This is a genomic window from uncultured Bradyrhizobium sp. (assembly GCF_947648125.1).
Taxonomy (GTDB): domain Bacteria; phylum Pseudomonadota; class Alphaproteobacteria; order Rhizobiales; family Xanthobacteraceae; genus Bradyrhizobium.
The window spans coordinates 248,292-274,098 of sequence record NZ_CANSMR010000005.1; the positions used below are offsets into that span (position 1 = coordinate 248,292).

The 25,807-nt window shown below is 64.9% G+C and carries 29 protein-coding genes, 1 tRNA gene and 1 pseudogene; 16 read left to right on the plus strand and 15 right to left on the minus strand.

What is annotated here, in order from left to right; all coding sequences use genetic code 11:
- Positions 1–2: 2 nt before the first annotated feature.
- Positions 3–905, minus strand: a complete 903-nt coding sequence (locus Q0030_RS12650; RefSeq protein ID WP_298367110.1) for a transglutaminase family protein — start codon at positions 903–905, stop codon at positions 3–5.
- A gap of 103 nt (positions 906–1,008) precedes the next feature.
- On the opposite strand from Q0030_RS12650, the gene Q0030_RS12655 reads away from it, so the two are divergent.
- Complete coding sequence (locus Q0030_RS12655) at positions 1,009–1,806, plus strand: N-formylglutamate amidohydrolase (RefSeq protein ID WP_298367112.1); 798 nt, start codon at positions 1,009–1,011, stop codon at positions 1,804–1,806.
- Here Q0030_RS12655 and Q0030_RS12660 read toward each other — a convergent pair.
- The gene (locus Q0030_RS12660; protein WP_298367114.1) at positions 1,803–3,431 is read right to left on the minus strand and encodes an MASE4 domain-containing protein; all 1,629 of its coding nucleotides are present in this window, start codon (positions 3,429–3,431) and stop codon (positions 1,803–1,805) included. The genes Q0030_RS12655 and Q0030_RS12660 overlap by 4 nt on opposite strands.
- Positions 3,432–3,664: 233 nt before the next feature.
- Here Q0030_RS12660 and Q0030_RS12665 point away from each other — a divergent pair, with 233 nt between their 5' ends.
- Complete coding sequence (locus Q0030_RS12665) at positions 3,665–3,919, plus strand: hypothetical protein (RefSeq protein WP_298367116.1); 255 nt, start codon at positions 3,665–3,667, stop codon at positions 3,917–3,919.
- Here Q0030_RS12665 and Q0030_RS12670 read toward each other — a convergent pair.
- The 4 genes from Q0030_RS12670 to Q0030_RS12685 all read right to left on the minus strand — a co-directional run bounded on the left by Q0030_RS12670 (position 3,883) and on the right by Q0030_RS12685 (position 5,865).
- Positions 3,883–4,065 carry a hypothetical protein gene (locus Q0030_RS12670; RefSeq protein WP_050402693.1) on the minus strand — a complete coding sequence of 61 codons (183 nt, stop codon included), beginning with the start codon at positions 4,063–4,065 and terminating at the stop codon, positions 3,883–3,885. The two genes, Q0030_RS12665 and Q0030_RS12670, sit on opposite strands and share 37 nt — an antisense overlap.
- 7 nt (positions 4,066–4,072) lie before the next feature.
- Positions 4,073–5,236, minus strand: a complete 1,164-nt coding sequence (locus Q0030_RS12675; protein ID WP_298367119.1) for a PepSY-associated TM helix domain-containing protein — start codon at positions 5,234–5,236, stop codon at positions 4,073–4,075.
- A 206-nt stretch (positions 5,237–5,442) separates the two neighbouring features.
- A complete protein-coding gene (locus Q0030_RS12680) occupies positions 5,443–5,622 on the minus strand; it encodes a hypothetical protein (protein WP_298367121.1) in 180 nt (59 codons plus the stop codon).
- A gap of 9 nt (positions 5,623–5,631) precedes the next feature.
- Positions 5,632–5,865 carry a hypothetical protein gene (locus Q0030_RS12685; RefSeq protein WP_097671814.1) on the minus strand — a complete coding sequence of 78 codons (234 nt, stop codon included), beginning with the start codon at positions 5,863–5,865 and terminating at the stop codon, positions 5,632–5,634.
- Positions 5,866–6,056: 191 nt separating this feature from the next.
- On the opposite strand from Q0030_RS12685, the gene Q0030_RS12690 reads away from it, so the two are divergent.
- From Q0030_RS12690 to Q0030_RS12700, 3 genes are read left to right on the plus strand one after another with little or no spacing between them, the layout of a single operon-like run.
- A complete protein-coding gene (locus Q0030_RS12690; protein ID WP_298367123.1) occupies positions 6,057–6,731 on the plus strand; it encodes a TetR/AcrR family transcriptional regulator in 675 nt (224 codons plus the stop codon).
- Positions 6,728–9,409, plus strand: a complete 2,682-nt coding sequence (locus Q0030_RS12695; protein ID WP_298367125.1) for a molybdopterin-dependent oxidoreductase — start codon at positions 6,728–6,730, stop codon at positions 9,407–9,409. Before Q0030_RS12690 ends, Q0030_RS12695 begins: the two co-directional genes overlap by 4 nt.
- Entirely contained in the window at positions 9,406–10,329 is a 924-nt protein-coding gene (locus Q0030_RS12700) for an FAD binding domain-containing protein (protein ID WP_298367127.1), read from the plus strand. The genes Q0030_RS12695 and Q0030_RS12700 overlap by 4 nt, the downstream gene beginning before the upstream one ends.
- A gap of 28 nt (positions 10,330–10,357) precedes the next feature.
- Here Q0030_RS12700 and Q0030_RS12705 read toward each other — a convergent pair whose 3' ends face one another.
- The 3 genes from Q0030_RS12705 to Q0030_RS12715 form a co-directional block, all read right to left on the minus strand.
- Positions 10,358–10,975 carry a LysE family translocator gene (locus Q0030_RS12705; protein ID WP_092126760.1) on the minus strand — a complete coding sequence of 206 codons (618 nt, stop codon included), beginning with the start codon at positions 10,973–10,975 and terminating at the stop codon, positions 10,358–10,360.
- 244 nt (positions 10,976–11,219) lie between these two features.
- Positions 11,220–11,750, minus strand: coding sequence for a hypothetical protein (locus tag Q0030_RS12710; RefSeq protein WP_298367131.1), 531 nt, complete (start codon positions 11,748–11,750; stop codon positions 11,220–11,222).
- A 7-nt stretch (positions 11,751–11,757) separates the two neighbouring features.
- Positions 11,758–13,197: a hypothetical protein gene (locus Q0030_RS12715; RefSeq protein ID WP_298367133.1), complete on the minus strand. Its 1,440-nt coding sequence runs from the start codon at positions 13,195–13,197 to the stop codon at positions 11,758–11,760.
- Positions 13,198–13,317: 120 nt separating this feature from the next.
- Between Q0030_RS12715 and Q0030_RS12720 the strand changes: the two genes are divergently transcribed.
- The 4 genes from Q0030_RS12720 to Q0030_RS12735 are packed head-to-tail and all read left to right on the plus strand — an operon-like array spanning position 13,318 to position 15,097.
- Positions 13,318–13,632: a metalloregulator ArsR/SmtB family transcription factor gene (locus tag Q0030_RS12720; RefSeq protein ID WP_028343393.1), complete on the plus strand. Its 315-nt coding sequence runs from the start codon at positions 13,318–13,320 to the stop codon at positions 13,630–13,632.
- Positions 13,625–14,089 (plus strand): SRPBCC family protein, encoded by a 465-nt coding sequence (locus Q0030_RS12725; RefSeq protein ID WP_298367138.1) that lies wholly within the window; start codon positions 13,625–13,627, stop codon positions 14,087–14,089. The genes Q0030_RS12720 and Q0030_RS12725 overlap by 8 nt, the downstream gene beginning before the upstream one ends.
- Positions 14,082–14,549 carry an SRPBCC family protein gene (locus Q0030_RS12730; RefSeq protein ID WP_298367140.1) on the plus strand — a complete coding sequence of 156 codons (468 nt, stop codon included), beginning with the start codon at positions 14,082–14,084 and terminating at the stop codon, positions 14,547–14,549. Before Q0030_RS12725 ends, Q0030_RS12730 begins: the two co-directional genes overlap by 8 nt.
- A 32-nt stretch (positions 14,550–14,581) precedes the next feature.
- The gene (locus Q0030_RS12735; RefSeq protein ID WP_298367141.1) at positions 14,582–15,097 is read left to right on the plus strand and encodes an SRPBCC family protein; all 516 of its coding nucleotides are present in this window, start codon (positions 14,582–14,584) and stop codon (positions 15,095–15,097) included.
- Positions 15,098–15,270: 173 nt separating this feature from the next.
- On the opposite strand, the gene Q0030_RS12740 is transcribed toward Q0030_RS12735, so the two are convergent.
- From Q0030_RS12740 to Q0030_RS12755, 4 genes are all read right to left on the minus strand, one after another.
- Positions 15,271–16,881: an acyl-CoA synthetase gene (locus Q0030_RS12740; protein WP_298367143.1), complete on the minus strand. Its 1,611-nt coding sequence runs from the start codon at positions 16,879–16,881 to the stop codon at positions 15,271–15,273.
- 56 nt (positions 16,882–16,937) lie between these two features.
- Positions 16,938–18,458 carry an FAD-dependent oxidoreductase gene (locus Q0030_RS12745; protein WP_298367144.1) on the minus strand — a complete coding sequence of 507 codons (1,521 nt, stop codon included), beginning with the start codon at positions 18,456–18,458 and terminating at the stop codon, positions 16,938–16,940.
- A gap of 83 nt (positions 18,459–18,541) precedes the next feature.
- Positions 18,542–19,009 (minus strand): hypothetical protein, encoded by a 468-nt coding sequence (locus Q0030_RS12750; protein ID WP_298367146.1) that lies wholly within the window; start codon positions 19,007–19,009, stop codon positions 18,542–18,544.
- Between the two features lie 15 nt (positions 19,010–19,024).
- Positions 19,025–19,480: a GatB/YqeY domain-containing protein gene (locus Q0030_RS12755; protein WP_298367148.1), complete on the minus strand. Its 456-nt coding sequence runs from the start codon at positions 19,478–19,480 to the stop codon at positions 19,025–19,027.
- Between the two features lie 230 nt (positions 19,481–19,710).
- On the opposite strand from Q0030_RS12755, the gene Q0030_RS12760 reads away from it, so the two are divergent.
- Positions 19,711–19,953 carry a hypothetical protein gene (locus Q0030_RS12760; RefSeq protein WP_298367150.1) on the plus strand — a complete coding sequence of 81 codons (243 nt, stop codon included), beginning with the start codon at positions 19,711–19,713 and terminating at the stop codon, positions 19,951–19,953.
- 6 nt (positions 19,954–19,959) lie between these two features.
- On the opposite strand, the gene Q0030_RS12765 is transcribed toward Q0030_RS12760, so the two are convergent.
- Complete coding sequence (locus Q0030_RS12765) at positions 19,960–20,661, minus strand: alpha/beta hydrolase (protein ID WP_298367152.1); 702 nt, start codon at positions 20,659–20,661, stop codon at positions 19,960–19,962.
- 161 nt (positions 20,662–20,822) lie between these two features.
- Here Q0030_RS12765 and carA point away from each other — a divergent pair, with 161 nt between their 5' ends.
- The 4 genes from carA to Q0030_RS12785 all read left to right on the plus strand — a co-directional run bounded on the left by carA (position 20,823) and on the right by Q0030_RS12785 (position 24,476).
- Entirely contained in the window at positions 20,823–22,016 is a 1,194-nt protein-coding gene (gene carA, locus Q0030_RS12770) for a glutamine-hydrolyzing carbamoyl-phosphate synthase small subunit (protein ID WP_298367154.1), read from the plus strand.
- Between the two features lie 150 nt (positions 22,017–22,166).
- Positions 22,167–22,664 carry a PaaI family thioesterase gene (locus tag Q0030_RS12775; RefSeq protein WP_298367156.1) on the plus strand — a complete coding sequence of 166 codons (498 nt, stop codon included), beginning with the start codon at positions 22,167–22,169 and terminating at the stop codon, positions 22,662–22,664.
- 127 nt (positions 22,665–22,791) lie between these two features.
- Positions 22,792–23,892: a mandelate racemase/muconate lactonizing enzyme family protein gene (locus Q0030_RS12780; protein ID WP_298367158.1), complete on the plus strand. Its 1,101-nt coding sequence runs from the start codon at positions 22,792–22,794 to the stop codon at positions 23,890–23,892.
- Between the two features lie 62 nt (positions 23,893–23,954).
- Positions 23,955–24,476, plus strand: a complete 522-nt coding sequence (locus tag Q0030_RS12785) for a hypothetical protein (protein WP_298367160.1) — start codon at positions 23,955–23,957, stop codon at positions 24,474–24,476.
- A 21-nt stretch (positions 24,477–24,497) separates the two neighbouring features.
- On the opposite strand, the pseudogene Q0030_RS12790 reads toward Q0030_RS12785, so the two are convergent.
- Positions 24,498–24,725 (minus strand): annotated as a pseudogene (locus Q0030_RS12790) (ferritin-like domain-containing protein); the annotation flags it as partial.
- Positions 24,726–24,821: 96 nt separating this feature from the next.
- On the opposite strand from Q0030_RS12790, the gene Q0030_RS12795 reads away from it, so the two are divergent.
- Both Q0030_RS12795 and Q0030_RS12800 read left to right on the plus strand, forming a co-directional pair.
- On the plus strand, positions 24,822–25,511 hold the full coding sequence (locus Q0030_RS12795; protein WP_298367162.1) for a class I SAM-dependent methyltransferase: 690 nt from the start codon (positions 24,822–24,824) through the stop codon (positions 25,509–25,511).
- A gap of 77 nt (positions 25,512–25,588) precedes the next feature.
- Positions 25,589–25,664: transfer RNA gene (locus Q0030_RS12800), tRNA-OTHER, on the plus strand.
- Positions 25,665–25,807 lie beyond the last annotated feature (143 nt).

Consider the following 25,807-nt stretch of genomic DNA (forward strand, 5'->3'; position numbering starts at 1 on the left):
CGTCAGGCCGTCTCCCGCTCCGCCGCGCTCTCGCCGACCAACACAACCTTGATGTCGACGTCCATGGCGAGATAAGCATCCGCGGCGCCGAGATAGACGCCATGCAGCGGCACCGCCTGGCGCGGATCGCGCGCCACCGCGACGCGGATCAGGTCGCGGGTGCCGACGATGCCGTTGGTCGGATCGAACTCGATCCAGCCCGCGCTCGGCAGATAGACCTGCACCCAGGCATGGGTCGAGCCGCCGCCGACATAGCCGTGCGCGCTGCCGGCGGGCATCGCGAGATAGCCGGAGACGAAACGCGCGGCGATGCCGAGCCGGCGCAGCGCCTCGATCATGAACAGCGCATAGTCGCGGCAGGTGCCGGACTTCGTCCGCAGCGTATCGAGCGGATGCTGGGTGCCCTGCTCGTAACGCTTGCGATAGCTGAACGCCTCGCGGATGCCATGCGTCATGTCGCTCAGAATCTTGAACGTCAGGGTCGGCGCCTCGACATCGAGGAAGCGCCGCGCCCAGGTCGACAGCTCGCCGTTCGGGTCGCCATATTGCGGCGTGATGAACTGCTGCAGATCGGGGAATTCCTCATCGTCGTAGAGGAACGGATAGAAGTAGGCGGCGTCATCAGGCGTCAGCGCGAACGTATCGGCCGCATTGTGCTCGACCGTCGCGGTCGAGACAAAGGACAGCGTGTCGGCACGCTCGTCGAAGGTGGCGATCGCGACGCTGTTGCCGAACACGTCGTGAATCCAGCGCAGCGACATCGGTTGCGGATCGATCGCAAGTGCGCTGTCGAGCACGCGCAGATCATGGCCGTCGCGGGGGCGCAGCATGATGCGGTGTTCGCCGAACGCCACCGGGCGCGCATAGCGATAAACGGTCTTGTGATGGATAGTCAGGAGCGGCATCTTCAAACAATCATCGTGATTTCGGACCGCTTAATCTATAGAGAAAGCTGCTCGATTCCAGACCAGCATGCCCCTTGAATAGGCAAAGTTGAGGAAAAGGCCCTTGAATTACGGCGGTGGCCCATCGTTCCTGCTCGCAAGCACCGACGTTTCACCGGTTCTTGAACATAATTCCGATGGCCGCTCGCCGTTCCTGTTCACCTGCGATCATTACGGCCGGCTGATTCCTGCGTCACTCGGCGATCTCGGCCTGCCTGAAAGCGAGCTCGTCCGGCACATCGCCTGGGACATCGGCATCGCCGGCGTCGCGACGCAGATCTCCGACTTGCTCGGCGCGCACCTGATCGCGCAGCGCTACTCGCGGCTCGTGATCGACTGCAATCGTCCGCCGCACGTCGCAAGCGCAATCCCGCTGATCAGCGAAGCCACCACCGTTCCCGGCAATGAAGGCCTGTCGCGCGAAGCCGCCGAGATGCGCCGCGCGCAGATCTTCGATCCCTATCACCAGCGCATCGACGACATCATCGACGCACGCGCGCGTCGCGGCATGCCGACGGTGCTGGTGTCGCTGCACAGCTTCACGCCGGTCTATGCCGGCATCGCGCGTCCCTGGCACATCGGCACGCTCTACCACCGCGACACGATGCTGCCGCCGCTGCTGCTGAAGCATCTGCGCAGCGAGGGCGATCTCGTGGTCGGCGACAACGAGCCCTATGCAGTCAGCGACGAGACCGACCACACGATCCCCGTGCATGGCGAGAAGCGCGGCCTGATGAATTCCGGCATCGAGATCCGCCAGGACCTGATCTCCGACCAGGCCGGAGAGACCGCATGGGCCGAGCGGCTGGCGCGCATCCTCGGCGAGATCGAGACGACGCTGCGTAAGGAAGCGCTGATCTAGCGCGTCGAACGGCCAGCCAGAGCGTTGTTTTTGGCCCTGGGCAGCGCAATTTCAAACGTTGATCCTTCCGGACCCGATCTTATCAGTCGCAGCACTCCACCGTGGTTTTCGACAATGGTCCGGCTTATCGCAAGCCCCAACCCCATACCGGATCTCTTGGTCGTGAAGAACGCGTCGAAGACGCGATCCTGATCGCTGACTGGAATGCCTTTGCCTGCATCCTGAATTGAAAGCATCACCGTTGACTTCTCATCCACTCTGGTCGCCAATTTCAACCGGCGGGCACCGGATTCGACCGAACCCATTGCTTCAATCCCATTCCTGATGAGGTTCAGGATAACTTGCTGCAACTGGATCTGATCGACGTCGACTTGAACGTTGGTATCTCCAATATCGGTCGCCACGGACACTTCGTTGTTCAGGAAATCCTGCTCCGAAAGGGCCAGAGCTCTTTCAGCGATCATTCCCAGATTCGCTCGCCCTCTGTTGTCGGTCGCCGCATTGAACAGGGAGCGGACGCCAACAAGGACCTCACTCGCCCGCCGACTGTCGGTTTCTATATCTTTGAGTATGTCGCCGACCTCCTCCAGCGGGGGTGGTGCCGACCGAAGCTGAACGATGGCGGTACTCGCGTTCAGCGCGATCGCCCCTAGCGGAGTGCGAACTTCGTGGGCGATTGCGGCGGTTGCTGCATCTACACTCATGAGCCGGTTGGTTCGCTCGCGACGCAACAACGAGAACGCGTTCGCGAGACGGGAATACAGCACCATCATCTCGGTCAGCAGTACAGTGAGGAGCATGAAGCTCGCAACGAGGGCGAAACCACGCGCTGCGTACCAACCCAGGGAAAACCTTACCGAACTGGCAAGGGCAGCCACCAGGAAATTGGGCATCCACGCAACCAGGATGACAACCAGCCAGGTATCGAGGATCGTCCGCCTGCGTTTCAGAAGCACCCCAAGGGCGACGCCGTACCACAGCAGCAAGCCAACATTGGCCTGATTTCCCAGATTGGTTTGCCTGATAACGCCGCCGACATAGAAAGCCGGGAGCTTATCGACCCACGCCAGCACAATCCATGACAGCGCGGTCACGACAATCGCCACGCCAAGAACGGTGAGACCGATGATCGCTCTGGTCGACGCGCGCGCCTGAACCGACGGCTCGCGGTCATTCTTCAGAAGCGCGTAGACCAATATTCCCAGTGGGAATGTCACGTGCCAAAGAACGAACAGCCATGCCGGGCTGTTGAACCCGTCGCCGAGGAGACCTGCCGGCGCATATGCGCCGGGAAAAGTCAGCGTCTGCAGAAACGCGAACGACGCACTACAGAGATACGCGCTCGCGACGGCCAGGAGGGCTCTCTGCGGCAGGATCGTATACTGCGAGAAGAGCAGAACTGCGGTGATGAGATCAGCGACTGCAAGCACTGTCTGGAGCACCGGGACGAAAACATCGATCCGAGGGAGTTGCATCCCCGCGAACGGCGCGACGATTGCCGCTATGCCGAGCACGGCGACAATGAAAGCGAGCGCCAGCCGACGTTGCTCCAACGAGGCCGGAATAGCCGCGATCGCTATCGGGAAGTCTCTGTCCCGCTCGGTCCCGGCGCTGCTACTTTCCATCGGCAATCAACCTCCGATCAATCAGCGCAATGAAGCAGCACGGTAGGCCGAAAGCCGGCTTGCCACCAGTGGCCGCAAGTCCGCGTCCGGCCCTTCGAGGCATTTTGCACGGCGACATGACGCCGGCGGGCCAATCGTCAAGGTACACGACCTAGCTATCCGTCCGGACGGACGTCTTGGGACGGCGTGGATGTAGCCGCCGCTTTCTCGGCGAGCGCGCGGCAGGGGTCGTCTTGAGCTTGCTCTCCGGCGCCGGCGCGACTCTGGATTTGCGAACGACCTCGATCGCCGTCGCCGAGCCGATGCAGCCATGGCAGATGATCTGCGGTGCTCGCACCAGCGCGATGCTGCACGCCAGGCACTTGCGTGGCGGCGATTGCCTGCTCGATTTCCTGATCGACTTCCCGCGCATCACCGCGGTTGGGACACCGCCGGGATGCGCATATTCCGATCAATTCGGCCGGCGCCGCCAGATGAACAGCAGGTAGAGCAACACCGGCAGGCCGAGTGCCACCCAGGAGACGGCATCCCACCAGCCGTCGCCGACCAGCGCGCTGATCAATCCCACCGTGCTGACGATCGCAATCACGAGCGGGGCGGCGAAGATCTGGGTCAATGAACGATGTGCGACCATGCTGATGTCACGACGTGAGCGCGGGGTTGTCGATGGAGGCGGCGTTGGCGATCGCGCGTTCCACGCTCACGCCCGCCTTGCGCCGGCGCATCCACAGATAGACGCCGGTGACGAGGATGAAGATGGTGAGGATGTCGAGCAGCGCCCAGACGATCTTGAGCGGCATGCCGCCGTAGTCGCCGAAATGCAGCGGCTGTGAGACATAGAGCGTCGACACATACCAGGGCATATCGCGGCTATCAGTCAGTGTCCCGGTTTCGGCATCGATCAGCGCGGGCTTCAAGAGCCGCGAGGTCAGCGGCGTATCGCCGTGCAGGAAGACCGCGTAGTGGCTCTTGCTGCTGAACAGGGTTCCCGGGAACGCGACGAAGCTCGGCGTCATGCCGGGCACGGCGTGCCTCGCAACCTCGACGGCCCCGTTCAGTGAGGTCAGCTTCGACGGCACCGGCCGGTCCTTATACTGAGCGGTCATTTCGGCAAGCTGGCCGAACTGCCACATCTTGAGCACGAGGTCCGCCCAGGTGTTGATGACCCCGGTGAAGCCAACGACCAGCGTCCAGGCCACCAGCAGGATGCCGGCGAGATTGTGGACGTCGAGCCAGCGCACGACGCGCCTCCGCTGCGCGCGATAGGCGCCGAAGCGCAGCTTTCGCATCGACGGCGCGTAGACGACGATGCCGGAAATAATCGCGACGCAGAACAGGATCCCCATCAATCCAAGGAACAGCTTGCCGGGCAGGCCCGCGAACATGTCGGTGTGCAGCTTCAGCATGATGTAGGTGAAGCGGCCGGTCACGTCAGGGGAATCGAGATAGGCGCCGGTATGCGTATCCATCCGGACCAGGAGGTTGTTGGTCGGATCGGCGTCGATCGTCGGGCCGACGCTGACCCATATCGCGCCGGGTTCGTCGCGATCCCAGATCAGGAAATGAGGCACCTTGCCCGGCGCCTGGGCGAGCGCATTGGCCAGCAGATGATCCAGATTGGCCGGCGGAGTACTGGCGGACGCCTCGGCCGGCTTGACCTGGCCGTGCAGGAGATCGTCGATCTCGTCATGGAAGATCAGCGGCAGGCCGGTGATGCAGAGCAGCAGCATGAACAAGGTGCAGATCAGGCTGGTCCATTTGTGGACGGCGCCCCATCGCCGCAGGGATTTGGTCGTCGCAGTCAACTTCGCTACCTGATTCCAGTCTCCATTCTTGTCGTCACTAACACGATGACAGATGCGCGCGGTCGATCGGCGATTAGAACCCGTCCAGTGTCGGACTTATCGTTGATCGTGTTGCGATCTCGCAACGAGAACGTCCGCGAACTGCGACGATGCGTCCCGGCCTTCGGCGCATTTTCTTGGGATCGTTCTAAATTGGGTCTCTGCGTTCAGCCGGCTGACGCGGCGTGGACAGGATGCTTCGCGCGCCATTTGGGGCCCGGCCCGCGCATGTAGTGCAGCTCGGGCCGGTAGGGATCGCGCATTCGCGCGATCAAATTCTGCCAGCCGGTCGTGATCGCGTTCAGGCCGCGGCGGAGAAGCGTCCATGATGACAGCAGCGACAGCATGGCTCGCTCTCAGTGCGGTTTGCCGAGAACGAATGCGAAGGGCAGGATGACGATCTCCTCGCCGTCCTCGTCGCTGACATGCACGGCCCAGTCGCGCCAGTCTTCCAGACTGACCGTTGCGACCAGCGAACGCATCATGCGGGTCGCCGCCTCGCAGGCCTCGGCGAGGCTGGTCACCGAGGTGCCGCGGCGATCCATCAGCACGCCGCGCGTATTCGAGCAGTGGAAATAGACCTGTGTCATGTCCTGGGCCATCTGCGTATCCTCGCAAGCTCCGGGCGATCGGGCGCCCTTGCATGACGAAGCTTTACGCAGCCGGCGCGCGACGATCCGTGATGCGGCTCACACTGGCGCGAGACGCCGCCGCCAGGCCGCGGCGCCGCCCTCACCAAATCGCGATTTGACAGTTCTCCTATATTTGTCAAAATCGTCAAATGGGACCGAAAACCCGCATTCTCGATGCCACCATGCTGGTATTCCGCCGCCACGGCTTTCGCCGCTCCTCGATCGAGCAGGTCGCCGAAGCGGCCGGCCTGACGCGGCAGGCGCTCTATCATCACTTCGAGTCCAAGGAAGCGCTGTTCCGCGCCGTGATCGAGCGCGTGCATGAGTCCGCGATCGCGGCCGAGGAAACTGCCGTTGCCGAAGCAGAGACGGCGGGCGGCAATCTCGGCGACATCCTTGCCGCGGGCATGACCGCGCGGATATCGACTATGATTGCGTCGCTGGACGGCTCGCCGCATCTCGAGGAATTGTATTCCGAACACCTCGTGCACGCGCGCGACCTCTATCAGACCTACGCCGCACGCTATGCGGAGCGCATGGTCGCGACGATCACGAAGATTGTGCGCAGGCAGCAACTTGAGCTGCCGCAGGGCCTCTCGCCGACCGAATTCGCCCGGCTGGTCGAAATGTCAGTGTACGCATCGAAGTCGCAGTATCCGGCGATGCAGCCGTCCGATGCGTTCCTGAAGGACATGGCGGTGATGGTGCGGACGCTCTGCGCAGGGGCCTTGCCCAAATCTTCGCCGAAATCCGCAAGGCCGCCCATCAAGAAGGCGGCGATCAGGCAAAAGCCGACACGCAGGAAGACAGGAGGACATCCATGAGCACGACGACCATCAATGGCCGCGTTGAATCGCTGCCCGATGATCCCGATGCGCTCTTGATCGACATCGTGCGCGACCAGCTTAAGCTCACCGGCACCAAACTTGTCTGCGGTGCCGGCGTCTGCGGCGCCTGCACGGTGCTGGTCGACGGCGCGCCGGTCGCAAGCTGCCTGATGCCGGCGCACGCCGCGGCCGGCAAAGCGGTGACGACGGTCGAAGCCATCGGCGCCGCCGGGCTGCATCCGGTGCAGAAGGCATTCATGGCGCATGACGCCCTGCAATGCGGCTTCTGCACGCCGGGCTTCATCGTGGAAGCGACCGCGTTCTGCGACCGCTGGCGCGCGACCAGGGGGACGGCGGTGCCGTCACGCGAGGAGATCGGCGCGGCGCTGTCGGGCCATCTCTGCCGCTGCGGCGCCTATGACGGGATCTTCCGTGCGGTGGCGGATGCCTGCGCCGGCCGTTTCGACGGCGACAACGTCACGGCGCCGCGCATCGAGGCGCGCGACAAAGTGACGGGCGCGGCAAAGTACACCGTCGACATCAACCATGACGGCCAGCTCGAAGGCCTGATCCTGCGCTCGCGCGAGGCGCATGCCCGCATCACCGCGCTCGATTTGGCTCCGGCGCGCGCGCTCGCCGGCGTCACCGCGGTGTCGCTGCTCGGAGACGACCGGATCGTGCGCTATGTCGGCGAGCCGATCGCGGCGGTCGCAGCCAGGGACCGCAAGACGGCGTTGGCCGCGCTGGCTGCGATCAAGCTGACCAGCGAACGGCTGCCCGCGGTGGTCGGCCTCGACGCCGGGCGCAAGGATGGCGCGCCTGTGGTGTTCGACAAGGCGAGCCGCAAGCGGGCCGGCAATGTCTCGGAAGCGGCCGGCGGCCCGGCGCCCTGGAAGCAGAACATCCGCGGGCCGACCGCGGTGTTCTCGACGCGCGCCAAGAAGGCCCGCAACTGGGTGGATGAGGCGCGCCAGGCCAACAACGCCCTGCTCGTCGAAGCGACCTTCCGCACTGCCACGCAACAGCATGCGTGCCTGGAGCCGCATGCCGCGGTGGCGCGCTTCGACGGCGACCGGCTGACCTTGCACGCCTCGACCCAGCAGGTGTTTCACCTGAAGGAGCAGATCGCAAAGCGCTACAAGCTCGATCACGACAAGGTCCGCGTCATCGCCGAGCACGTCGGCGGCGGCTTCGGATCGAAGGCGAGCCTCGGCGTCGAGACGATCGCCGCGATCGAGCTCGCGCGCGAGGCGAAAGCGCCTGTTAGAGTCGCCTACGATCGGCAGGAGGAGCTCTCCGTCGCCGGCTATCGTCCGGCCGCGGAGCTGAAGGTCGCGTTGCTGCCCTCCGACAAGGGCGGCCTGAAAGCGCTCTCCGTCACCGCGCATGCCGATACGGGCGCCGCGACCAACTCGACGATCGCGGGCCTGGCGCGGCTGATCTATCCGGCCGAGGCAAAGGATCTTTCGGATTTCGACGTCATCAGCAATCTGCCGCCCGGTGCGGCCTTCCGCGGCCCCGGCGGTCCGCCGATGGCGTTCGCGGTGGAGCAGGCGATCGACGAGGCCGCGCTGCGGCTCAAGGTCGATCCGATCGCCTTGCGCAAGCGCTGGGATCCCGATCCCAACCGTCAGCGGCTCTACGACTGGGCCTCCGGGCTCGAGCTCTGGCGCAACCGCAAGCCTGCGCAGAATGGGCGCTATCGCCGCGGCATCGGCATGGCGACCGGCTACTGGCTCTATCTCTGGCAGCCCAATGTGAAGGTCGAGGTCGCGGTCAAGGGCGGACGTATCGTCGCCAGCACCGCGACGCAGGACATCGGCACCGGCACCCGCAGCGTGCTTGCCGACACGATCGCGCGCGAGCTCGATCTCGAACCAGGTGACATCGAGGTGCGGATCGGCGATTCATCGCTGCCCGAAGGGCCGGGCTCCGGCGGCAGCCGCGTCACCGCCTCGGTGATGCCGCCGACCCTGCAGGCGGTGCGGAAACTGAAGGCCGCGATCCTCGAACAGGCGACAAGAAAGCCCGCGCCCGGCTCGAACGCGCCCTGGCGCGAGCTGATCGCGCGCTCGCCCGACGTTGCGGTGGTGGAGACGCGCGGCGAGGACGGCAAGAACACCGCGCCCGGCATCCGCTCGCCGCTGCGCGAGGTCGGCCTGATGGGCATGGTGTTCGGCTGGATGATGCGCCGCTTCTCAAACATCGCGGTCGGCGCCGGTGTGCCGAGCTCGGTGCAGGTGATCGAGGTGGAGGTCGACACCTGGCTCGGCCATGTCCGCGTGCTCAACGTGCATACCGGCATCGCGGTCGGAAAGATCGCAGCGCCCGCGCTGGCGCGCAGCCAGGCCTGCGGCGCGGTGATCCAGGGCCTCGGCTACGCGCTCTACGAAGCGCGCGAGCTCGACCCGACCAGCGGTGACGTGCTGACCGCGGGGATGGAGGACTATCGCATCCCTGGTATCGCCGACACGCCCGAGATCGATGTGCATTTCGACGAAGCCGGCTTCGACCATGTGCTCGGCAACAGCGTCGGCATCGGTGAGGCGTCGACGGTGCCGACCTCGGCCGCGGTCGCGAATGCGATCCACGACGCGATCGGCGTCCGCCTCACCGAGATTCCGATCCGGCCCGACCGCATCGTCGCCGCGCTGAAAGGGAGGGATGCCGCATGAGCGTCGCAACCGCAGAAGTACTGTCCGCGCCCGAATTCCGTGCCGCCGGCACCGACCTGTCGGAGCGCCGCCGCAGCGGCCTGTCGTGCGGATCGGTCATCGATCTCACCGCCAGTCCCGATACGATCGGGATCGCGTGGAATGCGGATGGCGCGGCGCAGATCGGCGCGCTGACCGCGATCGCTGCGATCGCATCCGACGCGCGGCTGGCGCAAGCCTATCCCGGCATCGCCGCGGCGGCGCAGGGCCTTGCCACGCCGCAAATCCGGCACATGGCGACGCTCGGCGGCAACCTCGCCCAGCGCTCGCGGTGCTGGTACTTCCGCAATCCGCAGATCGGCTGTCTCAAGAAGGGCGGTTCCGACTGCCCGGCGCGAGCGGGCAACCATCTCTATCACGTCGCGTTCGATCTCGGCCCGTGCGTGGCGCCGCATCCGTCGACCATGGCGATGGCGCTGCTCGCCTATGATGCGAAGATCGTCACGGACCGGCGCAGCGGACTGTCGATCACCGACCTGCTCGGCGACGGCAGCAACGGCACCGCCGACAATCTGCTCGCATCGGGCGAACGGATCGAGCGGATCGAGCTCCCTGCCCCGCTGGCCGGCGAGCGCGCGCTCTACAAGCGCGCGATCAGCCGGACGCATGCGGAATGGCCGCTGGTCGAGATCTGCGTGCGGGCGGTGATATCCGGCGGCACGTTCCAGCAAGTCCACATCACGGCCGGCGGCATCGCCCCGGTCCCGCTGCGGCTTGCGGCGAGCGTTGCGGCGCTGGAGGGCAAGCCGGCCGACGCGTCGACCATCGCGCAGGCCGCCGAGCTGGCAACATCGGGCGCCAGACCGCTGACGATGACCGGATACAAGCTCGACCTGCTGACGGGCCTGGTGCGCGACCTCGTCGAGCGGATCGCGGCGTAGCGCGCGGGCGGCCGGTCCGGCGCCGGGCTCAGCGCGCCCGGGTCAGCGCCAGCCAGATGCCGCCGCCGATCATGAACCCGCCTGAGATGCGCGACATCAGACGCGTCCGCTCCTTGGAGAAGAACTTTCGGGCGCGGCCGGCCGCCAGCGCATAGGCGGCGTCGGTCAGCACGGCGGTCGCCATGAAGGTGACGCCGAGCAGCGCGACCTGCGGAATGTGCGGCTTGTCCATATCCATGAACTGCGGAATGAAGGCGCCGAAGAACACCAGCACCTTCGGGTTCGAGAGCAACACCAGAAAGCCTTGCAGGAAGAAGCCGCCGCGCGGCGGCGGTGGCCGATCGTCGGTGCCGACGCCCTCGACCGGCGAGCGGATCAGCTTGATGCCGAGCCAGACCAGATAGGCGGCACCGGCGAAGCGCACCCAGTCGAACCAGTAGCCCATCGTCGCCATCAGCGAGGTCAGCCCGACCGCGACGATGCCGATCACGATCGCGAGCCCGACCTGCGCGCCCAGCACGTTGGTGAGCGCCGCGCGCGTGCCGTAACGCAGCCCGTTGGCGATCACCATCGTGACGATCGGGCCGGGCAACAGCGCCAGCGCAATGCAGGCGGCGACGAAGGCGAAATAGGCTTGCAGGGACATGATGGGCTCTTCTGCTTTCTTTGTCGTCATTATGCACGTGAGCGGCGGACATGGAAACATCCCCGCTCCCTCGCCCCGCTCTTGCTGGGTCGAGACGAGCGAAGCTCGCTCTTAGAGGGTTGGGGTCAGGGGCTCCCTCTGCCAGGCGGTCCAAGTGGATAGACCCGTACCCCCTCACCCGGATCGGATCTGGCGATGCGATCCGACCTCTCCCCGCAAGCGGGGCGAGGTAAGGGAACCCAATTCAGCGGCCTTCCATCGCGGCCGCCATCCACGCCCCGATCTCTCGCGACTCCAGAAGCCTCAACGTCGCCCGTTGGACCCGCGCCGCATCTGCCCCACCCTGCGCCGCCACCGCCATGAGATCGCAGCGATGCGACACAGCGATGCCGACGGCGGTGCGCGTGCCATCAAGATCATATGCCCTGATCCGTCCGCGCATCTCGGCGACATCGACGACATCGCCGGCCTTCAACGGCACAAAGCGCGGGCTGATCATGTCGACATCGGAAACGCGATCGACCTCGTCGTCATCGGCAACACCGCTGTCGCAATTGCAGAAGCCGAGTTTTGGCCTGAGATAGACCTCGACCTCAGCGCCGCATTCCGCCACACCGCAGCGGAAGGCGCGGCCGGCCGGCCAGCCATCGCGCGGGAACGGCCAGTCGATCTCGCGCCATTGCGTGGCCTGCGGCGCCATCTCATAGCCGGCCACGGCCGACAGGCCGCCGAGCGCCAGGAACATCGCCACGATGACCGGCCACGAGCGCATCATCGCCCGCTCACGGCAGACCGGCGACGGCCCGCGCCGCGCCGGTCAGTTCGAGAATGTGCAGGCCGGTGTTGGCGCGGTCGACCGCGTAGATGTAGCCGCGCGCGTCGGTCTCGACATTGTTGGTCTGGATCGCGACCTTGCAGCGGTCACGGCCGTCGATCGTGACGCAGCGCTTGTCGGTCGCCGCGGTGATGGAGGGAATGAAGTACCCGACTTCCCTGGGATGATAGGGATCGCGGATATCGAGCGCGCGGATGCCGGCGTTGAAGAAGGCGATGAAGGCCAGCTTCTTGTAATAGACCGGCGCCATGCTCTCGTTCGACGAATGCGAGCCGAACCGGCCGCCGCGTTCGCAGAACGCGCCGGAGGCCTCGGGCACGGTGTAGCTCGAGATCATCATCGGCCGCGTTTCCGTCGTGACGTCGGCGAACCACACCATTTGCCGCGCCTCGCCGCATTCGTTCTGGATCGCCTCGTCGACGATCATCACGATGTCGCGGCTCTTGCCTTCCTTGTCATGGGCGAATTCCGCGATCGGCATGCCCGGCATCGGAAACACCGTGTGCGCGCCGTTCATCGCCGACAGCGGCATCCGCGCGATCTCCGGGAATTTCAGGTTGTCCGGCGTCGGCTCTTTCGGCCCGTTCAACAGCTTGTCGCGATCGACGATCTGCAGGAAGCCGCCCTTGTCGGTGCCGTAGCCGAAATAGACCCGGTTGCCTTTGGGCCCGGTCGAGATCGGCCCGTGCAGTTCGGTCGGCACTGCACCGGTCGCGCCCGGCTCCTGCCCTGATAGTCCGAAATCCCTGATCTTCTTTGGCTGCGCGGGGTCGGAGAGATCGTAGATCTGCGTCATGCGCCGCGTGCGCCAGCCCGGCGCGCCCGACACCAGGAAGGCGATGCCGGTGTCGCATTCCCAGAAATTCTTGTGCGTGTCCTTCAGCCCGCCGATCCGGGTGACCAGCACGGGATTGGCGGGATCGGCGACGTTCCAGATCTCATGCGCCTCGCTGCCGAAAGTGCGCAACATATAGACCGCGTTGCGATCGCCCTTCGGCAAGTCCTTGCCATCGCAGATCCGCACCATCTGCGCGCCGCCGGATTCGTATTTGCCTTCCTGCCCCGGAATGTGCCGCAGATATTTCGGATGCGCGGGATCGGTGACGTCGACGATCGAGGTGCCGTTCGGCTCGGCCTTGCCGGTCATCGGGTTGACCGGATCGGGAATGTCGTCGGTGCCGCCGTGGTGGCCGACATAGGCGATCCATCTGTCACCCTGGTGATGGATGGTCGGCTGGTAGGCGCTGCGCGCCTGCAGATCGCTGGTTCCAACCAGCCGCATGTTGGAGGCTTCGGGCGGGTCGCCGATCTTCTGCTGGGCGCTCGCAGCATTTGCGAACTGGACAAGAAGAAACGTGCAGCAAACTGCCGTAACGCGACCACCCATACGCATCACCCCGAGTTCCCTACCAATCTGCGTTGGCTGCGCGGAACGCTAGCACGGCGATACCGGCGCCCAAACACACGCTCTTGACATGCAACCATTTGGTTGCCTATTATTCGACCCATGGATGAAGTCTTCAAAGCTCTCGCGGATGCCTCACGGCGGACGCTGCTTGACCGGCTTCACGATCAGAACGGGCAGACGCTCGGTGAGCTCTGCGACGGCCTCGACATGACGCGTCAGGCCGTCACCAAGCACCTTGTGATTCTCGAGGAGGCCAACCTCGTCACCACGATCAAGCATGGCCGCGAGAAGCTGCACTACCTCAACCCGGTTCCGATCCATCAGATCGGCGAGCGGTGGATCAGGAAGTTCGAGCGCGGGAAGCTCGCCGCGCTCAGCGAATTGAAACGGCAATTGGAGAAGCGTGATGAGTAAGCCGGACTACGTCTACGTCACCTATATCGAGACCACGGCCGAGAAGCTGTGGCATGCGCTGACCTCGAGCGACTTCACCGAACGCTTCTGGTTCGGCTATCGCGTCACCTCGGACTGGAAGGTCGGCTCGCTTTACCATCTAACCAAGGATAGCCGCCGCGCCGTGCAGGGCGAGGTGCTGATCACCGATCCGCCGACCAAGCTCGCCTACAGCTGGGACGTGGTGAAGGAAGGTCATGCGCGCGAGGGAGTCTCACGCGTGACCTTCGACATCGAACCGCACGGCGGGGTCGTCAAGCTGACCGTGACGCACGACAACCTCGGTCCGAAGACACTGCGCGACATCTCCGGCGGCTGGCCGATGGTCATCGCAAGCCTGAAGAGCTTCCTGGAGACCGGACGCGAGCTGCCGGCCGACCTGCTCACGAGCGGCGCCAGGGAGGCCTACCATGCCTAAGCCCGAATTCGTCTACGTCACCTACATCGAGACCACGCCGGACAGACTGTGGGACGCGCTGACCAACAGTAGCTTCACGCGGCAGTACTGGTTCGACACCGAGCTGAAATCGGACTGGAAGGTCGGCTCGCCGCTCGCGCTGGTGACGGGAGGCGAGACCACCGACACCGGCGAGATCCTTGAGGCCGATCCGCCGCGGCGCCTCGCCTACACCTTCAAGCACGTGCGCGACGAGGAGATGCGCAAGGAGCCGGCGACCAAAGTGGTCTTCACGCTCGAGCCTCACGGCGCGATCGTGAAGCTGACCGTGACCCATGAGGGTTTCGGCGCGGGCAGCAAGCTGCTCGACGGCATTTCCAAGGGCTGGCCGGCGATCCTGTCCGGGCTCAAGAGCCTGCTCGAGACCGGCAAGGCGGTGACGATCCCGCCTGCCGCGCTCGCGATCGACGGCTTCGAGTGACAATGAAAATCTATCGAAGGACACGTGCGGACATGAACATCGAGAAATTCAAGCCGGCGATCGTCTACGCGATCTACATCGCCGCCACGCCGGAGAAGGTGTGGCAGGCACTGACGAACGCCGAATTCAGCCGGCAGTATTTCTCCGGCAACGCGGTCGAGGTCGATCTTCGGGTCGGCGGCGCCTACATCGTGCGCACGCCCGACGGCGCGCTGCACATCTCCGGCGAGGTGATCGAGTGCGATGCGCTGAAGCGGCTGACCGTCACCTTCAACGTCAACTGGCCGCAGCTCGTCGAAAAGCTCGGGCCGACGCTCGTCACCTACGAGATCGAGCCGGCCGGCGACGGCGTGAAGCTGACCTTGCTGCAATCGCATGACCGCCCGATCAGCGACGACATCCTGTCCGGCGGCCGCACCGGCTGGCCGGCGATCCTTTCCAGCCTGAAGAGCCTGCTTGAGACCGGCAAAGCGATGGTGATCCCGATGCAGCCGCCGCTGCGCATGCTCGCCGCGCTGAAAGAATTGGGAATTCCGATGCCGTCGTGAGGATCGCGACGCAGTCGTCCCATACTCCGCCGTCGTCCCTGCGAAAGCAGGGACCCATAACCACCGCCCTTCGTGATGGAACGCGCTGGGGCCACAGCGTCGCGCAACAATAAACGGCTGTGGTTATTCGTCCCGGGTCGCGCTCCGCTTGCCCGGGACGACGATGGAGAGAGCTAGCCCAGCGCCCTTAACTCCCTTCGCAGCACCTTGCCGGTCGCCGTCATCGGCAGGCTGTCGGCGAACTGCACGAAGCGCGGATATTCGTGGGCTGCGAGCTGGACCTTGACGAACTCCTGGATTTCGCGCGCCAGAGCATCGCTCGGCGCATGGCCCGGACGTAGCACGATCCAGGCCTTGATCGATTCGGTGCGGATCGGATCGGGAATGCCGACCACCGCCGACATCGCGACCGCCGGATGCTTCATCAGCGTGTGCTCGATCTCGGACGGGCCGACGCGATAGCCCGCGGTGGTGATGACGTCGTCCTCGCGGCTGACGTACCAGAAATAGCCGTCGTCATCCTGCACGCCGAGATCGCCGGTCAGCAGGAACTCGCCGGCATATTTCTTCGCGGTCGCCTCCGGATTGCGCCAATACTCGATCATGGTGCAGGGGCACGGCTGGCGCACGCCGATGATGCCGCGCTGGCCCCGCGGCAATTCCTCGCCTCTGTCGTTGACGATGCGGACGTCGAAGCCCGGCGTGGCGCGGCCCATCGAGCCGGGGCGGATCGGAAACAGATTGGAATTGCTGCCGATCACGAGGTTGCATTCGGTCTGGCCGAACACCTCATGGGCATCGATGCCGAAGGTCTCGCGCACCCAGCCGAGCAATTCGCCGCCGAGCGACTCGCCGCCGGTGAAGATACTGCGCAGCCTGACGCCGGAATTCTTTACATCGGCCTGCCGCATCAGCTTCAGCGCGGTCGGCGGCAGGAACACGTTGCGGATGCCGAGCTCGGCCATCATCTGCATCGCCGCCTGCGGCTCAAACTTGCGGGCGCGATGCCCGACCATCGGAATGCCGTGGTACCAGAACGCGAACAGGCCGTTGATCAGGCCGCCGATCCAGGCCCAGTCGGCCGGGGTCCACATCAGGTCGCCGGGCCTCGGGAGGAAGTTGTGGCACATCTCGACATTGGGCAAATGGCCGAGCACGACGCGGTGCGCATGCAGCGCGCCCTTCGGATTGCCGGTGGTGCCCGAGGTGTAGATGATCAATGCCGAATCGTCGGCCGAGGTATCGACGGTGGCAAACTCCGGAGACGCCGATCGGATCGCGCTCCAGAATGACTTCGTACCGGCCGGCGTCTTTTCGCCGACGATATAGACGCTCTTCAGCTCGGGCAGGCGATTGCGGATCTTGGCGATCTTCTCCCAGCCGGCTTCATCGGTGATGACGGCTTTCGCCGCGGAGTTCGACAGGCGGAATTCGAGCGCATCCTCGCCGAACAGCGCGAACAGCGGGATCGAGATCAGCGCCGCGCGGAACGCCGCGAGATGTGCGACCGGCAATTCGAGCGATTGCGACAGGAACACCGCGACGCGGTCGCCGCGCACCAGGCCGTCGGCGATCAGCACATTGGCGAAGCGGCGCGAGGCGTCCGCAACCTCGTCGAACGAGGTGCGCGTGGTGCCGCCCTCCTCATCGACATAGACCAGCGCGAGCCGGCCCGAGCCGTCGGCGTAGCGGTCGCAGCACGCCGTCGCCATGTTGAAGCGCGCGGGAACGTCCCAGCGGAAGTTACGGTAGAGCTCGTCGTAGGTTTTGGCTTCCTGAAGCATGGCCGCAGACTAGACCATCGCCGCCAGACCACAAACCCCTCCCTGAGGGGAAGCCGTCAGGCTGCCACCCGCTGCATTGCGATCTCGGCCTCAAGGCTTTCGAGGTCGCGATAGATCGACGCGACCGCGAGCACGCGCCCGCCGCGCTTGTAGCGGAGCATGCAATCCCGGCCGGCGATGCTGCCATCCACCGCAATCTCGTCCCACTGCTCGGCGTGGCCGACATAGTTGATCGGCACGTCGTAATGCTGGCTCCAAAAGAACGGCACCGCATCGAACACCTCGCGGTGTCCAAGCATATTCCGCGCGGCGGTCTGGCCCTGGCGCTCGGCCACCACCCAGTGCTCGACCCGGATGTTCTCGCCGCTGTGCGGATCGGGCCAGCGCGCGATGTCGCCGGCCGCGTAGATGCCGGGAACGCTGGTCTCGAGATAGGCATCCACTGTCACGCCGCGATCGATGGCGAGCCCGGCCCCTTCCGCCAGTGCCAGCCGCGGCCTCACGCCGACACCGAGCACGACGAGATCGGCATCGAGAACGGGCCCGCTCTTCAGCTGCACACGCTTGCCCTCGATCGCAGTCACCGTGTCGCCGAGGTGGAAGACGACGCCATGCTCTTCGTGCAGCGCGCGGACGAAATCGCCCATCTCAGGCCCGAGCACGCGCTCCAGCGGCCGCTGTTCGAGCCCGACCACGTGAACCTCGATCTCCCTCGCGCGCAGCGAGGCCGCAACCTCGAGCCCGATGAAGCTCGCGCCGATCACGACCGCACGGCGCGCTCCACTGGCCGAGGCGATGATCGCCCGGCAATCATCGAGGGTGCGCAACACGTGAACGTGGGGCTGGTCCGCGCCAGGGATCGGCAGCCGCAGCGGCTCCGCGCCGGTCGCCAGCAGCAGCCGGTCATAGCCAAGCGCTTCGCCGCCGGCGAGCATCACATTGCGGCGGCCGGTGTCGATCGACTTGACCTCGGTCCGGAGCCTGAGATCGATCGCCGCGTCGGCATAGAAGTCATCCGGCTTCAGCGGCAGCCAGTCTTCCGGAGCGCTGCCGGCGAGGAAGTCTTTCGACAGGTTCGGCCGATCCACGGGCGGCGCGGTCTCGCCGCTCAGCATGACGATGCTGCCGCGATAGTCCTGCCGTCGCAGCATCTCGGCGGCGGCAAACCCCGCCGCGCCTCCGCCGACGATCACGATCCTGCCGGGCGCATCGACCGGGCCCTTGATGCGGGGCTTCGGCTGCTCGCGCTTCTCGTGCACGACGATGCGATCGCCCTCGCGCTCGACCTTCCAGACCGCCAGCGCATTGAAGGCCGGCGCCGCGACAGCTTCACCGGTGCGAAGATCAAAGCAGGCGTGATGCCAGGGGCAATGGACGGTCTCGCCCTCGACCAGGCCTTCGGCGAGCGGGCCGTGGTAATGGCTGCAATGCGCATCGATGGCGAAGATATCCGCCCCCGAACGCACCAGCAGCACGTCGTCGTCGCCGACATGGCCGAGCAACATCGTGCCCGAGAATTCGGAGAGTGCGACGCCTTGTGTCAGATCCGGACCGGAAGGAGCTTGCTGATCGGCCATGGCCTGTCTCCAGTTTTTCCAGAACGTCACCCCGAGGGCGCCGCCTTCGCGAGGCCTTGGTGCCCCTTTGCGGCAAGCCGATCTCAGCTTCCCTGCATGTAGCGGACCGGGTTCTCCTGATCCGCCTCGAAGATATCGGCGGCCTCGGCGAACAGCGCCGCAACGGCAGCCGCCTTCAGATCAACAAACGCCTCGAAGCTGAAATTGTTGCCGCCCGCCCGCAATTCGCCGAGCTTGCCGGCATAGCAGGACACCAGCGGCTTCCCTATACGGGTCACCGCGACATAGATGCTGATGTAGTTCTTCTGCAGCGCCACCCCGATCACCGGCCAGAGCGCCGTCTTGCCGGACTTGATCGCGTAGCGAAACTGACCGTAGCCGATCATGTTCATGCGCATGCCGGCCTCGCCGGCCGGCGCGCCCGCATGAAAGTGCCGCTTGAGCGAAGGCGCGGCCTTTCGCATCACCGCATGGACTTGTTCGAGATCCGCGGTCCGGCCGGGATCAAACGCGAGGTAAGCTTCCAGACTGTCCGCCGCGACACGAAACATCGGAAGCTTCCGCCGCTATCCCGCGAGCGCCGCCTTCACGAGGCCACTGGCCTTGCCGAAATCCATCTGGCCGGCGTACTTCGCCTTCAGGGCACCGATCACCTTGCCCATGTCCTTGATCCCGGCAGCACCCGTCTCGGCGATGATCGCCGCGATCGCGGCCTTCACGTCGTCGTCGGACATCTGCTTCGGCAGGTACGCCGAGATGACGGCAATCTCCTCGCGCTCCTGGGCGGCGAGCTCGGCGCGGCCACCCTTGTCGTAGAGCTCGACCGACTCCTGGCGCTGCTTGATCATCTTCTGCAGCAGGCCGAGCAGATCGGCATCGGAGAGTGGCGGCTTGCCCTGCCCGCGCGCGTCGATGTCGGCGTTCTTGATGGTCGAATTGACCATGCGCAGCGTGGAGAGCTTGCGCTCGTCCTTCGCCTTCATCGCTTCCTTGACCGCAGTATTGATATCGTCGCGCAGCATTGTCGCCTCACTCAAGACCGCACCGCAAACTCGTGGCGCACCGTCAATTCCAAGTCTATATAGGCACTTGCATGGGAACTGGAAAGCATCTCGCGACACTTGCGTCTGGAAAGCATCTCGCGACACTTGCGTTCTGTCTCGCGCTGCTATGGGCGAGCCGTTTTGGCCCCTACGCCTGCACAACCCTTCCGGGCTTTGCCCGAGAAATCAGCTCCTCCTGGATCAGCCTGATGGCAAACGGCTTCCTCTTGATCGCGTTCCTGTATGTGCCGGCCTACGATTTCTTATCCTGGCTGTCCTACCGGCTCGGTTGGGACAAGGATTTCGACCCGATCGCGATCTATCCCGCGATACAACGACCGGGACAACAGCCGATCTCGCAAACGACCAAGCGGTTTCTTTATCCGCTCGATCTTGCCATCGTCGGCTTTGTGCTCCTGCCACTGTGGACAAAAGCCGCCCATTGCGGCTGATGGCAATCAGCTCCTGAGCCATTCGACCAGCGCATCGGCACACGCCTGCGGCTGCTCCAGCTGCGGCAGGTGACCGCAATTGGGAAGCACCACGAGCTTTGCCCCGGGAATCCCGTTGGCCATCTCGTCCGACAATAAATTCGGAACGGTGTTGTCGGTATCCGACGTCAGCACCAGGGTCGGGCACTTGATCCAGGCCATGCCCGGCCGCGAATCCGGCCGGCTGAGCACCGCGTTTTGCTGACGGATGAAGGCCTCCGCGCCGACATCCTCGCTCATGTCATAAACAACCTGACGCAGGCTTGCGTCGCCCTGCCGCGACGGATGCACGAAGTCCGGAAACAGCTCGTCGACCACGCTGCGATACTGGCCATTCTTGGCACGCTCGATCATGCCGCGGCGGCGTGCAGTTGCTTCCGGCGTGTCAGCCCTCGCCTGGGTACTCATCAGCGCCAGCTTCGCGACCCGCTCGGGCGCCTGCCGCATGATCTCGAAGGCGATGTAGCCGCCCATCGAATGCCCGGCGAGCGCAAAGCGCGGTGGCGCCTCGGCCAGGATCCGGCGGGCGATCGCCCCCATATTGTCGTCCCTGACATGGTTGGCGACCGTGACCGGCCCGCACCGCCACAGTGCCGGAATGATCGGGGCAAAGATCCGCGGTGAGCAGATGAGGCCCGGGACGAGCAGGATCGGCATCGTGTTATCCATGCGGGAGCTCCGGACCGGGTCATTTTCGGCAAGCAAACGGCCGCTTCAGGGAACTTTAGATTAAAAGGCCGTTCAGGCCTGTCAAATCGGCTGACATTGCCGTGTGAATCCGTGCCCTTTCGCTTTGACGCCGCAGGGTGCGGCGACTATTTAAAGGGCTCATGACAACCCCCGAAAACGCTCACGCCTGGCCGGACCACAAACCGACCGCGCTCCTTGTGCTCGCCGATGGTACCGTGCTGGAAGGCTTCGGTCTCGGCGCGGAAGGCCACGCCGTCGGCGAGGTCTGCTTCAACACCGCGATGACCGGCTATGAGGAGATCCTCACCGATCCGTCCTATGCCGGCCAGATCATCACCTTTACCTTCCCGCATATCGGCAATGTCGGTACCAACGAGGAAGACATCGAGACGGTGAACATGGCCGCGACGCCCGGCGCGCGCGGCGTGATCCTGCGCTCGGCGATCACCGATCCCTCGAACTACCGCGCCACCCGCCATCTCGACCAGTGGTTGAAGGCGCGCGGCATCATCGGCCTTTCCGGCATCGACACCCGCGCGCTGACCGCGCTGATCCGCTCCAAGGGCATGCCCAACGCCGTGATCGCGCACGCCAGGAACGGCGAGTTCGACCTGCACGGCCTGAAGGAAGAGGCCCGCGAATGGCCCGGCCTCGAGGGCATGGACCTGGTGCCGATGGTCACCTCCGGCCAGCGCTTCACCTGGGATGAGACCCCGTGGGAGTGGGGCAAGGGTTTTGGCCGGCAGACCGCGCCGGAATTCAACGTGGTCGCAATCGACTACGGCATCAAGCGCAACATCCTGCGCCTGCTCGCCGGGGTCGGCGCCAAGGTGACCGTGGTGCCAGCGACGACGGCGGCCGAGGACATCCTGGCGATGAAGCCGGACGGTGTGTTCCTGTCGAACGGCCCGGGCGATCCCGCCGCCACCGGCAAGTATGCCGTGCCCGTCATCCAGAAGGTGCTCGCTTCGGGGACGCCGACCTTCGGCATCTGCCTCGGCCATCAGATGCTGGGCCTCGCCGTCGGCGCCAAGACCATGAAGATGCATCAGGGGCACCACGGCGCCAACCATCCGGTCAAGGACGAGACCACCGGCAAGGTCGAGATCACCTCGATGAACCACGGCTTTGCCGTGGACCAGGCGACGCTGCCCGCCGGCGCGACCCAGACCCATATCTCGCTGTTCGACGGCTCCAATTGCGGCATCGCGCTCGAGGGCAAGCCGGTGTTCTCGGTGCAGTACCACCCGGAAGCGTCGCCCGGCCCGCGCGACTCGCACTATCTGTTCCAGCGGTTTGCCGATCTGATGCGGAAGAAGAAGCAGGCGGCGTAGATCGCGGCCGTCATTGCCGGGCTTGCCCCGGCAATCCATCCCTTGAAGAAAGATGGATGCCCGGATCAAGTCCGGGCATGACAGCTGTTGTGTGCGGCTAAAACCGACAGCAACAATGTGCCTTCGCATCACCTCACGGGACATGCCGACATGACCGACAGCGCCATCCCAGAGCCCGTCTACGGCGTCTCCTCGATCGAGGTGATGGCGTCGATGCCGGGGCTCGACTTCGTGCGCGGCATCTTCGCCCGCACCCTGCCGGAGCCGCCGATCATGGAGAACGTCGAGCCGTTCGACTGTACCGCCGAGCCGGGTCATGTGGTGATCCACAGCATCCCCGGCCTGCGCCACTACAACCCGATCGGCTCGGTGCACGGTGGCTATGTCGCGATCCTGCTTGATTCCGCGATGGCGCTCGCGGTGCAGACCACCCTCCCGAAGGGCTCTGGCTACACCACGCTGGAATTCAAGATCTCCTTCGTCCGCGGCATGAGCAAGGACACCGGCAAGATCCGCACCGAGGGCCGGGTGCTCAACGCCGGCCGGCGCGCCGCGACCGCCGAAGGCCGCATCACCGATGGGAACGGCAAGCTGATCGCGCACGCGACCACGACCTGCATGGTGTTCGAGCTTCCCAAAAACGCCTGAAGGCAATCGCGTCCTGGCGCATTGGAGGCATGACGAAGCGCGCTGGATTGGCGGCAGTGCTCTGTGATTGAGTTTCCCTGTCCGAGATCAGGCAACATGATCCGGCCTGGAAGGAAGGAAACGCCCGATGACCTCAGCCAATCCAGACATGGCCATCCGCGACATCCGCGTCACGATGTTGCGGCTGCCCTGGGCCGACGACCGCTGGCTGAAGGGCGCAGCGCTGGGCGCGACGCGCGACATCCTGATCTGCGACGTCGAGACGTCGGGCGGCATCACCGGCATGGGCTATCTGTTCGTGTTCCGCCCGGCGATGCAGTCGATTGCTGCCTGTCTCGACGAGTGCATCATCCCGCGCGTCATCGGCAAGGATGCCACCGCGATCGAGGCGATCTGGCGCGATCTGTGGACGGCGACGATGACCTATGGCCGCGGCGGCATCGCCGCGATGGCCATGTCGGCGCTTGACATCGCGCTGTGGGATGCGGTGGGAAAACGCGCCGGGCTGCCACTGCACCGGCTGTGGGGGCACTATCGCTCGGAGATCCCGATCTATGGTTCCGGCTGCTTCCGCGGCGCCGGTGGCGATGGCATGATCGAGAAGGCGCTGCATTTCGTGCAGCAGGGCTACAAGGCGATCAAGATGCAGGTCGCGCATGTTCACACGCCCGCGCAGGACCTCGACAATGTGCGCCGCATGCGCGAGGCGCTCGGGCCGGACATCGACATCATGATCGACGTCAACATGGGCTGGAGTGCCGATGTCGCCATCGAGATGGGACGCAAGTTCGAGAAGTACGATATCTACTGGCTGGAGGAGCCGGTGCCGGCCGATGATTTCGCCGGCTACCAGCGCATCGCGGCGGCGCTGGACATGCGCGTCGTCGGCGGCGAGACGCATTTCACGCGCTACGATCTGCGGCCGTTCTTTCTCAATCCCTGCCTGCCGATCCTGCAACCCGACCCGATGCGCGGCGGCATGACCGACCTGCGCAAGATCGCGGCGCTTGCGGACACCTTCGGCATCACCATCGCGCCGCATCTGTTCCCCGAACTCAATGTGCACCTCTTGGCTTCGATCCCGAACGGCATCTGGTGCGAGAACATGGCCCTGATCGACGACATCTGGGTCGATCCGCCGGAGATTGCCAATGGCATGATCGCCGCGCCGGAACGGCCAGGGCATGGGCTCAAATTCAAGGACGAGGTGCTGAAGTTCAAGATCTAGCGGGAACGGTTTCCGGACCGACGGTTTGATATCACCGCCCCTCGCAACGCTGGAGAGCCGCCATGCCGGTGGTGAGTAAGGATGCCGAACCGCTGACCATCGTCTTTCAGGACGACGGCCTGGTGCCGAACAATCCGATGCCGTTTCTGGTCTACAAGGCCGCGGTCGACCTCAGCAAAAATCCCGAGGCCACGATCGAGCAGCTGTTCGGCAGCAATGGCTGGGGCGCGATGTGGCGGAACGGCGTCTACGACTTCGCGCATTACCACGCCACCGTGCACGAGGTGCTGGGCGTCGCCTGCGGCAGCGCGCGCGTGCAGTTCGGCGGCGAGCGCGGGCGTGCGCTCGAGATCGCAGCCGGCGACGTCGCGATCCTGCCGGCCGGCACCGGGCATCAATGCCTGTCGGCGAGCGGCGACTTCAGCGTGGTCGGCGCCTATCCGCCCGGCCCGCCGATGGACCTGCAACGGCCGACGCCGGAGAACCACGCCAAGGCGCTGAAGACGATCCCTCTGGTGGCGATCCCCGCAACCGATCCGGTGATGGGCAAGAACGGGCCGCTGGTGCGGCTGTGGAAGCGGTAGGCATTGCATCGCGGCGCCGGGCTTGCGCACCGGTTCGGCGAGCCGATCGATGGTGGCGAAGATCGCGTCGGCCTGCTCGTCCAGCAACAAATGGTAATCATGGAAATGCCGGCCGCTGACGTGCCAGTGAAAATTCTTGGTCTTCAGGTAGAGCGCGAAGGCGTCGGCCAGAAGCGTGTTGAACGAGCCCGAGACCTTGTCAGCCCTGGCTTTGCTCAGGTTGGACCTTCCTGTTAGGAACCCCCGTATTTCGGCGCATTGAACATTGGCCGCCGGACCGCTAACGCATCTTCAGCCCACCTGTTCCTGGAAGTCGGGAACCCGTTCTGCCGGATACCAAACGCGATGGATGAATGGATCGACTATTACGATTCCACGCATACGATTTATGCGAGCCGACTGCACCGCGACCTGCATTTCCAGGTCATCGCCAACGACATCATCGGCTACATCACTTCGCCCGGCGCGGTGGTGCTGGACTATGCCTGCGGTGAGGCGCTGTCGGCGGCGAAGGTCGCCAATGCCTGCGCCCAGCTCTATCTGGCGGAGCCTGCGCCCGGCGTCCGCGGCCGCCTGGTCGCGCGCTTTGCGCTCGACACCAGGATCCGCGTCCGCTCGCTCGATGAACTGAAGAACATGGAGGCGGATTCGATCGACCTCGTGGTGATGAACTCGGTGGCGCAATACATGACGCCGCAGGAGCTCGCCTCCGCGTTCGACGTGATCCACCGCCTGCTGAAACCCTCGGGCCGTTTCGTGCTCGGCGATATCCTGCGGCCCGAAGTCGGTATGGCGCGGGACGTCATCGCGCTGCTGCGCTTTGCCGCGACCCACGGCTTCCTGCGCGATGCGTTGATCGGGCTCGCCTCGACCGCGCTGTCCGATTACCGGCAGCTGCGCACCAGGATCGGGCTGCAGCGCTACCGCGAGGACGAGATGATCGCGAAGCTCGCCGCCGCCGGCTTCACCGCCACGCGCGCACCGCGCAACATCGGGCACAATCCGTGGCGGATGACGTTCGTGGCGCACCACTGATCAGAGGTTGCGCAAAATATTAGGGTTAACCAAAAGTAAACGTAGCGGCCGCTGAAATAATCAGCAATGATCCACTCGGCCCGGTGGCGGAAGCGTCGACGCGGCAGTGGTGCAACACTGTTTATCCTGGTTCAACTCCAGGCCGGGCCTCCAGCCTTCGCTGCTCACGCAGCTTCGGCTCGGCAAGCCTTTTATAGCGAAGGCTGCCGCGGCGTAGCCCGCAGGGCGAAGCCGGGCTCCCGGTATGACCCACCCCCGCCTGCCGAGCCCCCCAGCCGGGCATAGGTCGAACGAGG

Bases quoted from the DNA above. Each gene is read 5' to 3' on its own strand.
- carA (WP_298367154.1), top strand. From the start codon at position 20,823: ATGACAACCCCCGAAAACGCTCACGCCTGGCCGGACCACAAACCGACC.
- Q0030_RS12690 (WP_298367123.1), top strand. From the start codon at position 6,057: ATGGGACCGAAAACCCGCATTCTCGATGCCACCATGCTGGTATTCCGC.
- Q0030_RS12725 (WP_298367138.1), top strand. From the start codon at position 13,625: ATGAGTAAGCCGGACTACGTCTACGTCACCTATATCGAGACCACGGCC.
- Q0030_RS12680 (WP_298367121.1), bottom strand. From the start codon at position 5,622: ATGCTGTCGCTGCTGTCATCATGGACGCTTCTCCGCCGCGGCCTGAAC.
- Q0030_RS12735 (WP_298367141.1), top strand. From the start codon at position 14,582: ATGAACATCGAGAAATTCAAGCCGGCGATCGTCTACGCGATCTACATC.
- Q0030_RS12780 (WP_298367158.1), top strand. From the start codon at position 22,792: ATGACCTCAGCCAATCCAGACATGGCCATCCGCGACATCCGCGTCACG.
- Q0030_RS12720 (WP_028343393.1), top strand. From the start codon at position 13,318: ATGGATGAAGTCTTCAAAGCTCTCGCGGATGCCTCACGGCGGACGCTG.
- Q0030_RS12765 (WP_298367152.1), bottom strand. From the start codon at position 20,661: ATGGATAACACGATGCCGATCCTGCTCGTCCCGGGCCTCATCTGCTCA.
- Q0030_RS12785 (WP_298367160.1), top strand. From the start codon at position 23,955: ATGCCGGTGGTGAGTAAGGATGCCGAACCGCTGACCATCGTCTTTCAG.
- Q0030_RS12775 (WP_298367156.1), top strand. From the start codon at position 22,167: ATGACCGACAGCGCCATCCCAGAGCCCGTCTACGGCGTCTCCTCGATC.
- Q0030_RS12700 (WP_298367127.1), top strand. From the start codon at position 9,406: ATGAGCGTCGCAACCGCAGAAGTACTGTCCGCGCCCGAATTCCGTGCC.
- Q0030_RS12755 (WP_298367148.1), bottom strand. From the start codon at position 19,480: ATGCTGCGCGACGATATCAATACTGCGGTCAAGGAAGCGATGAAGGCG.
- Q0030_RS12715 (WP_298367133.1), bottom strand. From the start codon at position 13,197: ATGGGTGGTCGCGTTACGGCAGTTTGCTGCACGTTTCTTCTTGTCCAG.
- Q0030_RS12795 (WP_298367162.1), top strand. From the start codon at position 24,822: ATGGATGAATGGATCGACTATTACGATTCCACGCATACGATTTATGCG.
- Q0030_RS12745 (WP_298367144.1), bottom strand. From the start codon at position 18,458: ATGGCCGATCAGCAAGCTCCTTCCGGTCCGGATCTGACACAAGGCGTC.
- Q0030_RS12685 (WP_097671814.1), bottom strand. From the start codon at position 5,865: ATGACACAGGTCTATTTCCACTGCTCGAATACGCGCGGCGTGCTGATG.
- Q0030_RS12740 (WP_298367143.1), bottom strand. From the start codon at position 16,881: ATGCTTCAGGAAGCCAAAACCTACGACGAGCTCTACCGTAACTTCCGC.
- Q0030_RS12710 (WP_298367131.1), bottom strand. From the start codon at position 11,750: ATGATGCGCTCGTGGCCGGTCATCGTGGCGATGTTCCTGGCGCTCGGC.
- Q0030_RS12730 (WP_298367140.1), top strand. From the start codon at position 14,082: ATGCCTAAGCCCGAATTCGTCTACGTCACCTACATCGAGACCACGCCG.
- Q0030_RS12750 (WP_298367146.1), bottom strand. From the start codon at position 19,009: ATGTTTCGTGTCGCGGCGGACAGTCTGGAAGCTTACCTCGCGTTTGAT.
- Q0030_RS12705 (WP_092126760.1), bottom strand. From the start codon at position 10,975: ATGTCCCTGCAAGCCTATTTCGCCTTCGTCGCCGCCTGCATTGCGCTG.
- Q0030_RS12650 (WP_298367110.1), bottom strand. From the start codon at position 905: ATGCCGCTCCTGACTATCCATCACAAGACCGTTTATCGCTATGCGCGC.
- Q0030_RS12695 (WP_298367125.1), top strand. From the start codon at position 6,728: ATGAGCACGACGACCATCAATGGCCGCGTTGAATCGCTGCCCGATGAT.
- Q0030_RS12670 (WP_050402693.1), bottom strand. From the start codon at position 4,065: ATGGTCGCACATCGTTCATTGACCCAGATCTTCGCCGCCCCGCTCGTG.
- Q0030_RS12760 (WP_298367150.1), top strand. From the start codon at position 19,711: ATGGCAAACGGCTTCCTCTTGATCGCGTTCCTGTATGTGCCGGCCTAC.
- Q0030_RS12660 (WP_298367114.1), bottom strand. From the start codon at position 3,431: ATGGAAAGTAGCAGCGCCGGGACCGAGCGGGACAGAGACTTCCCGATA.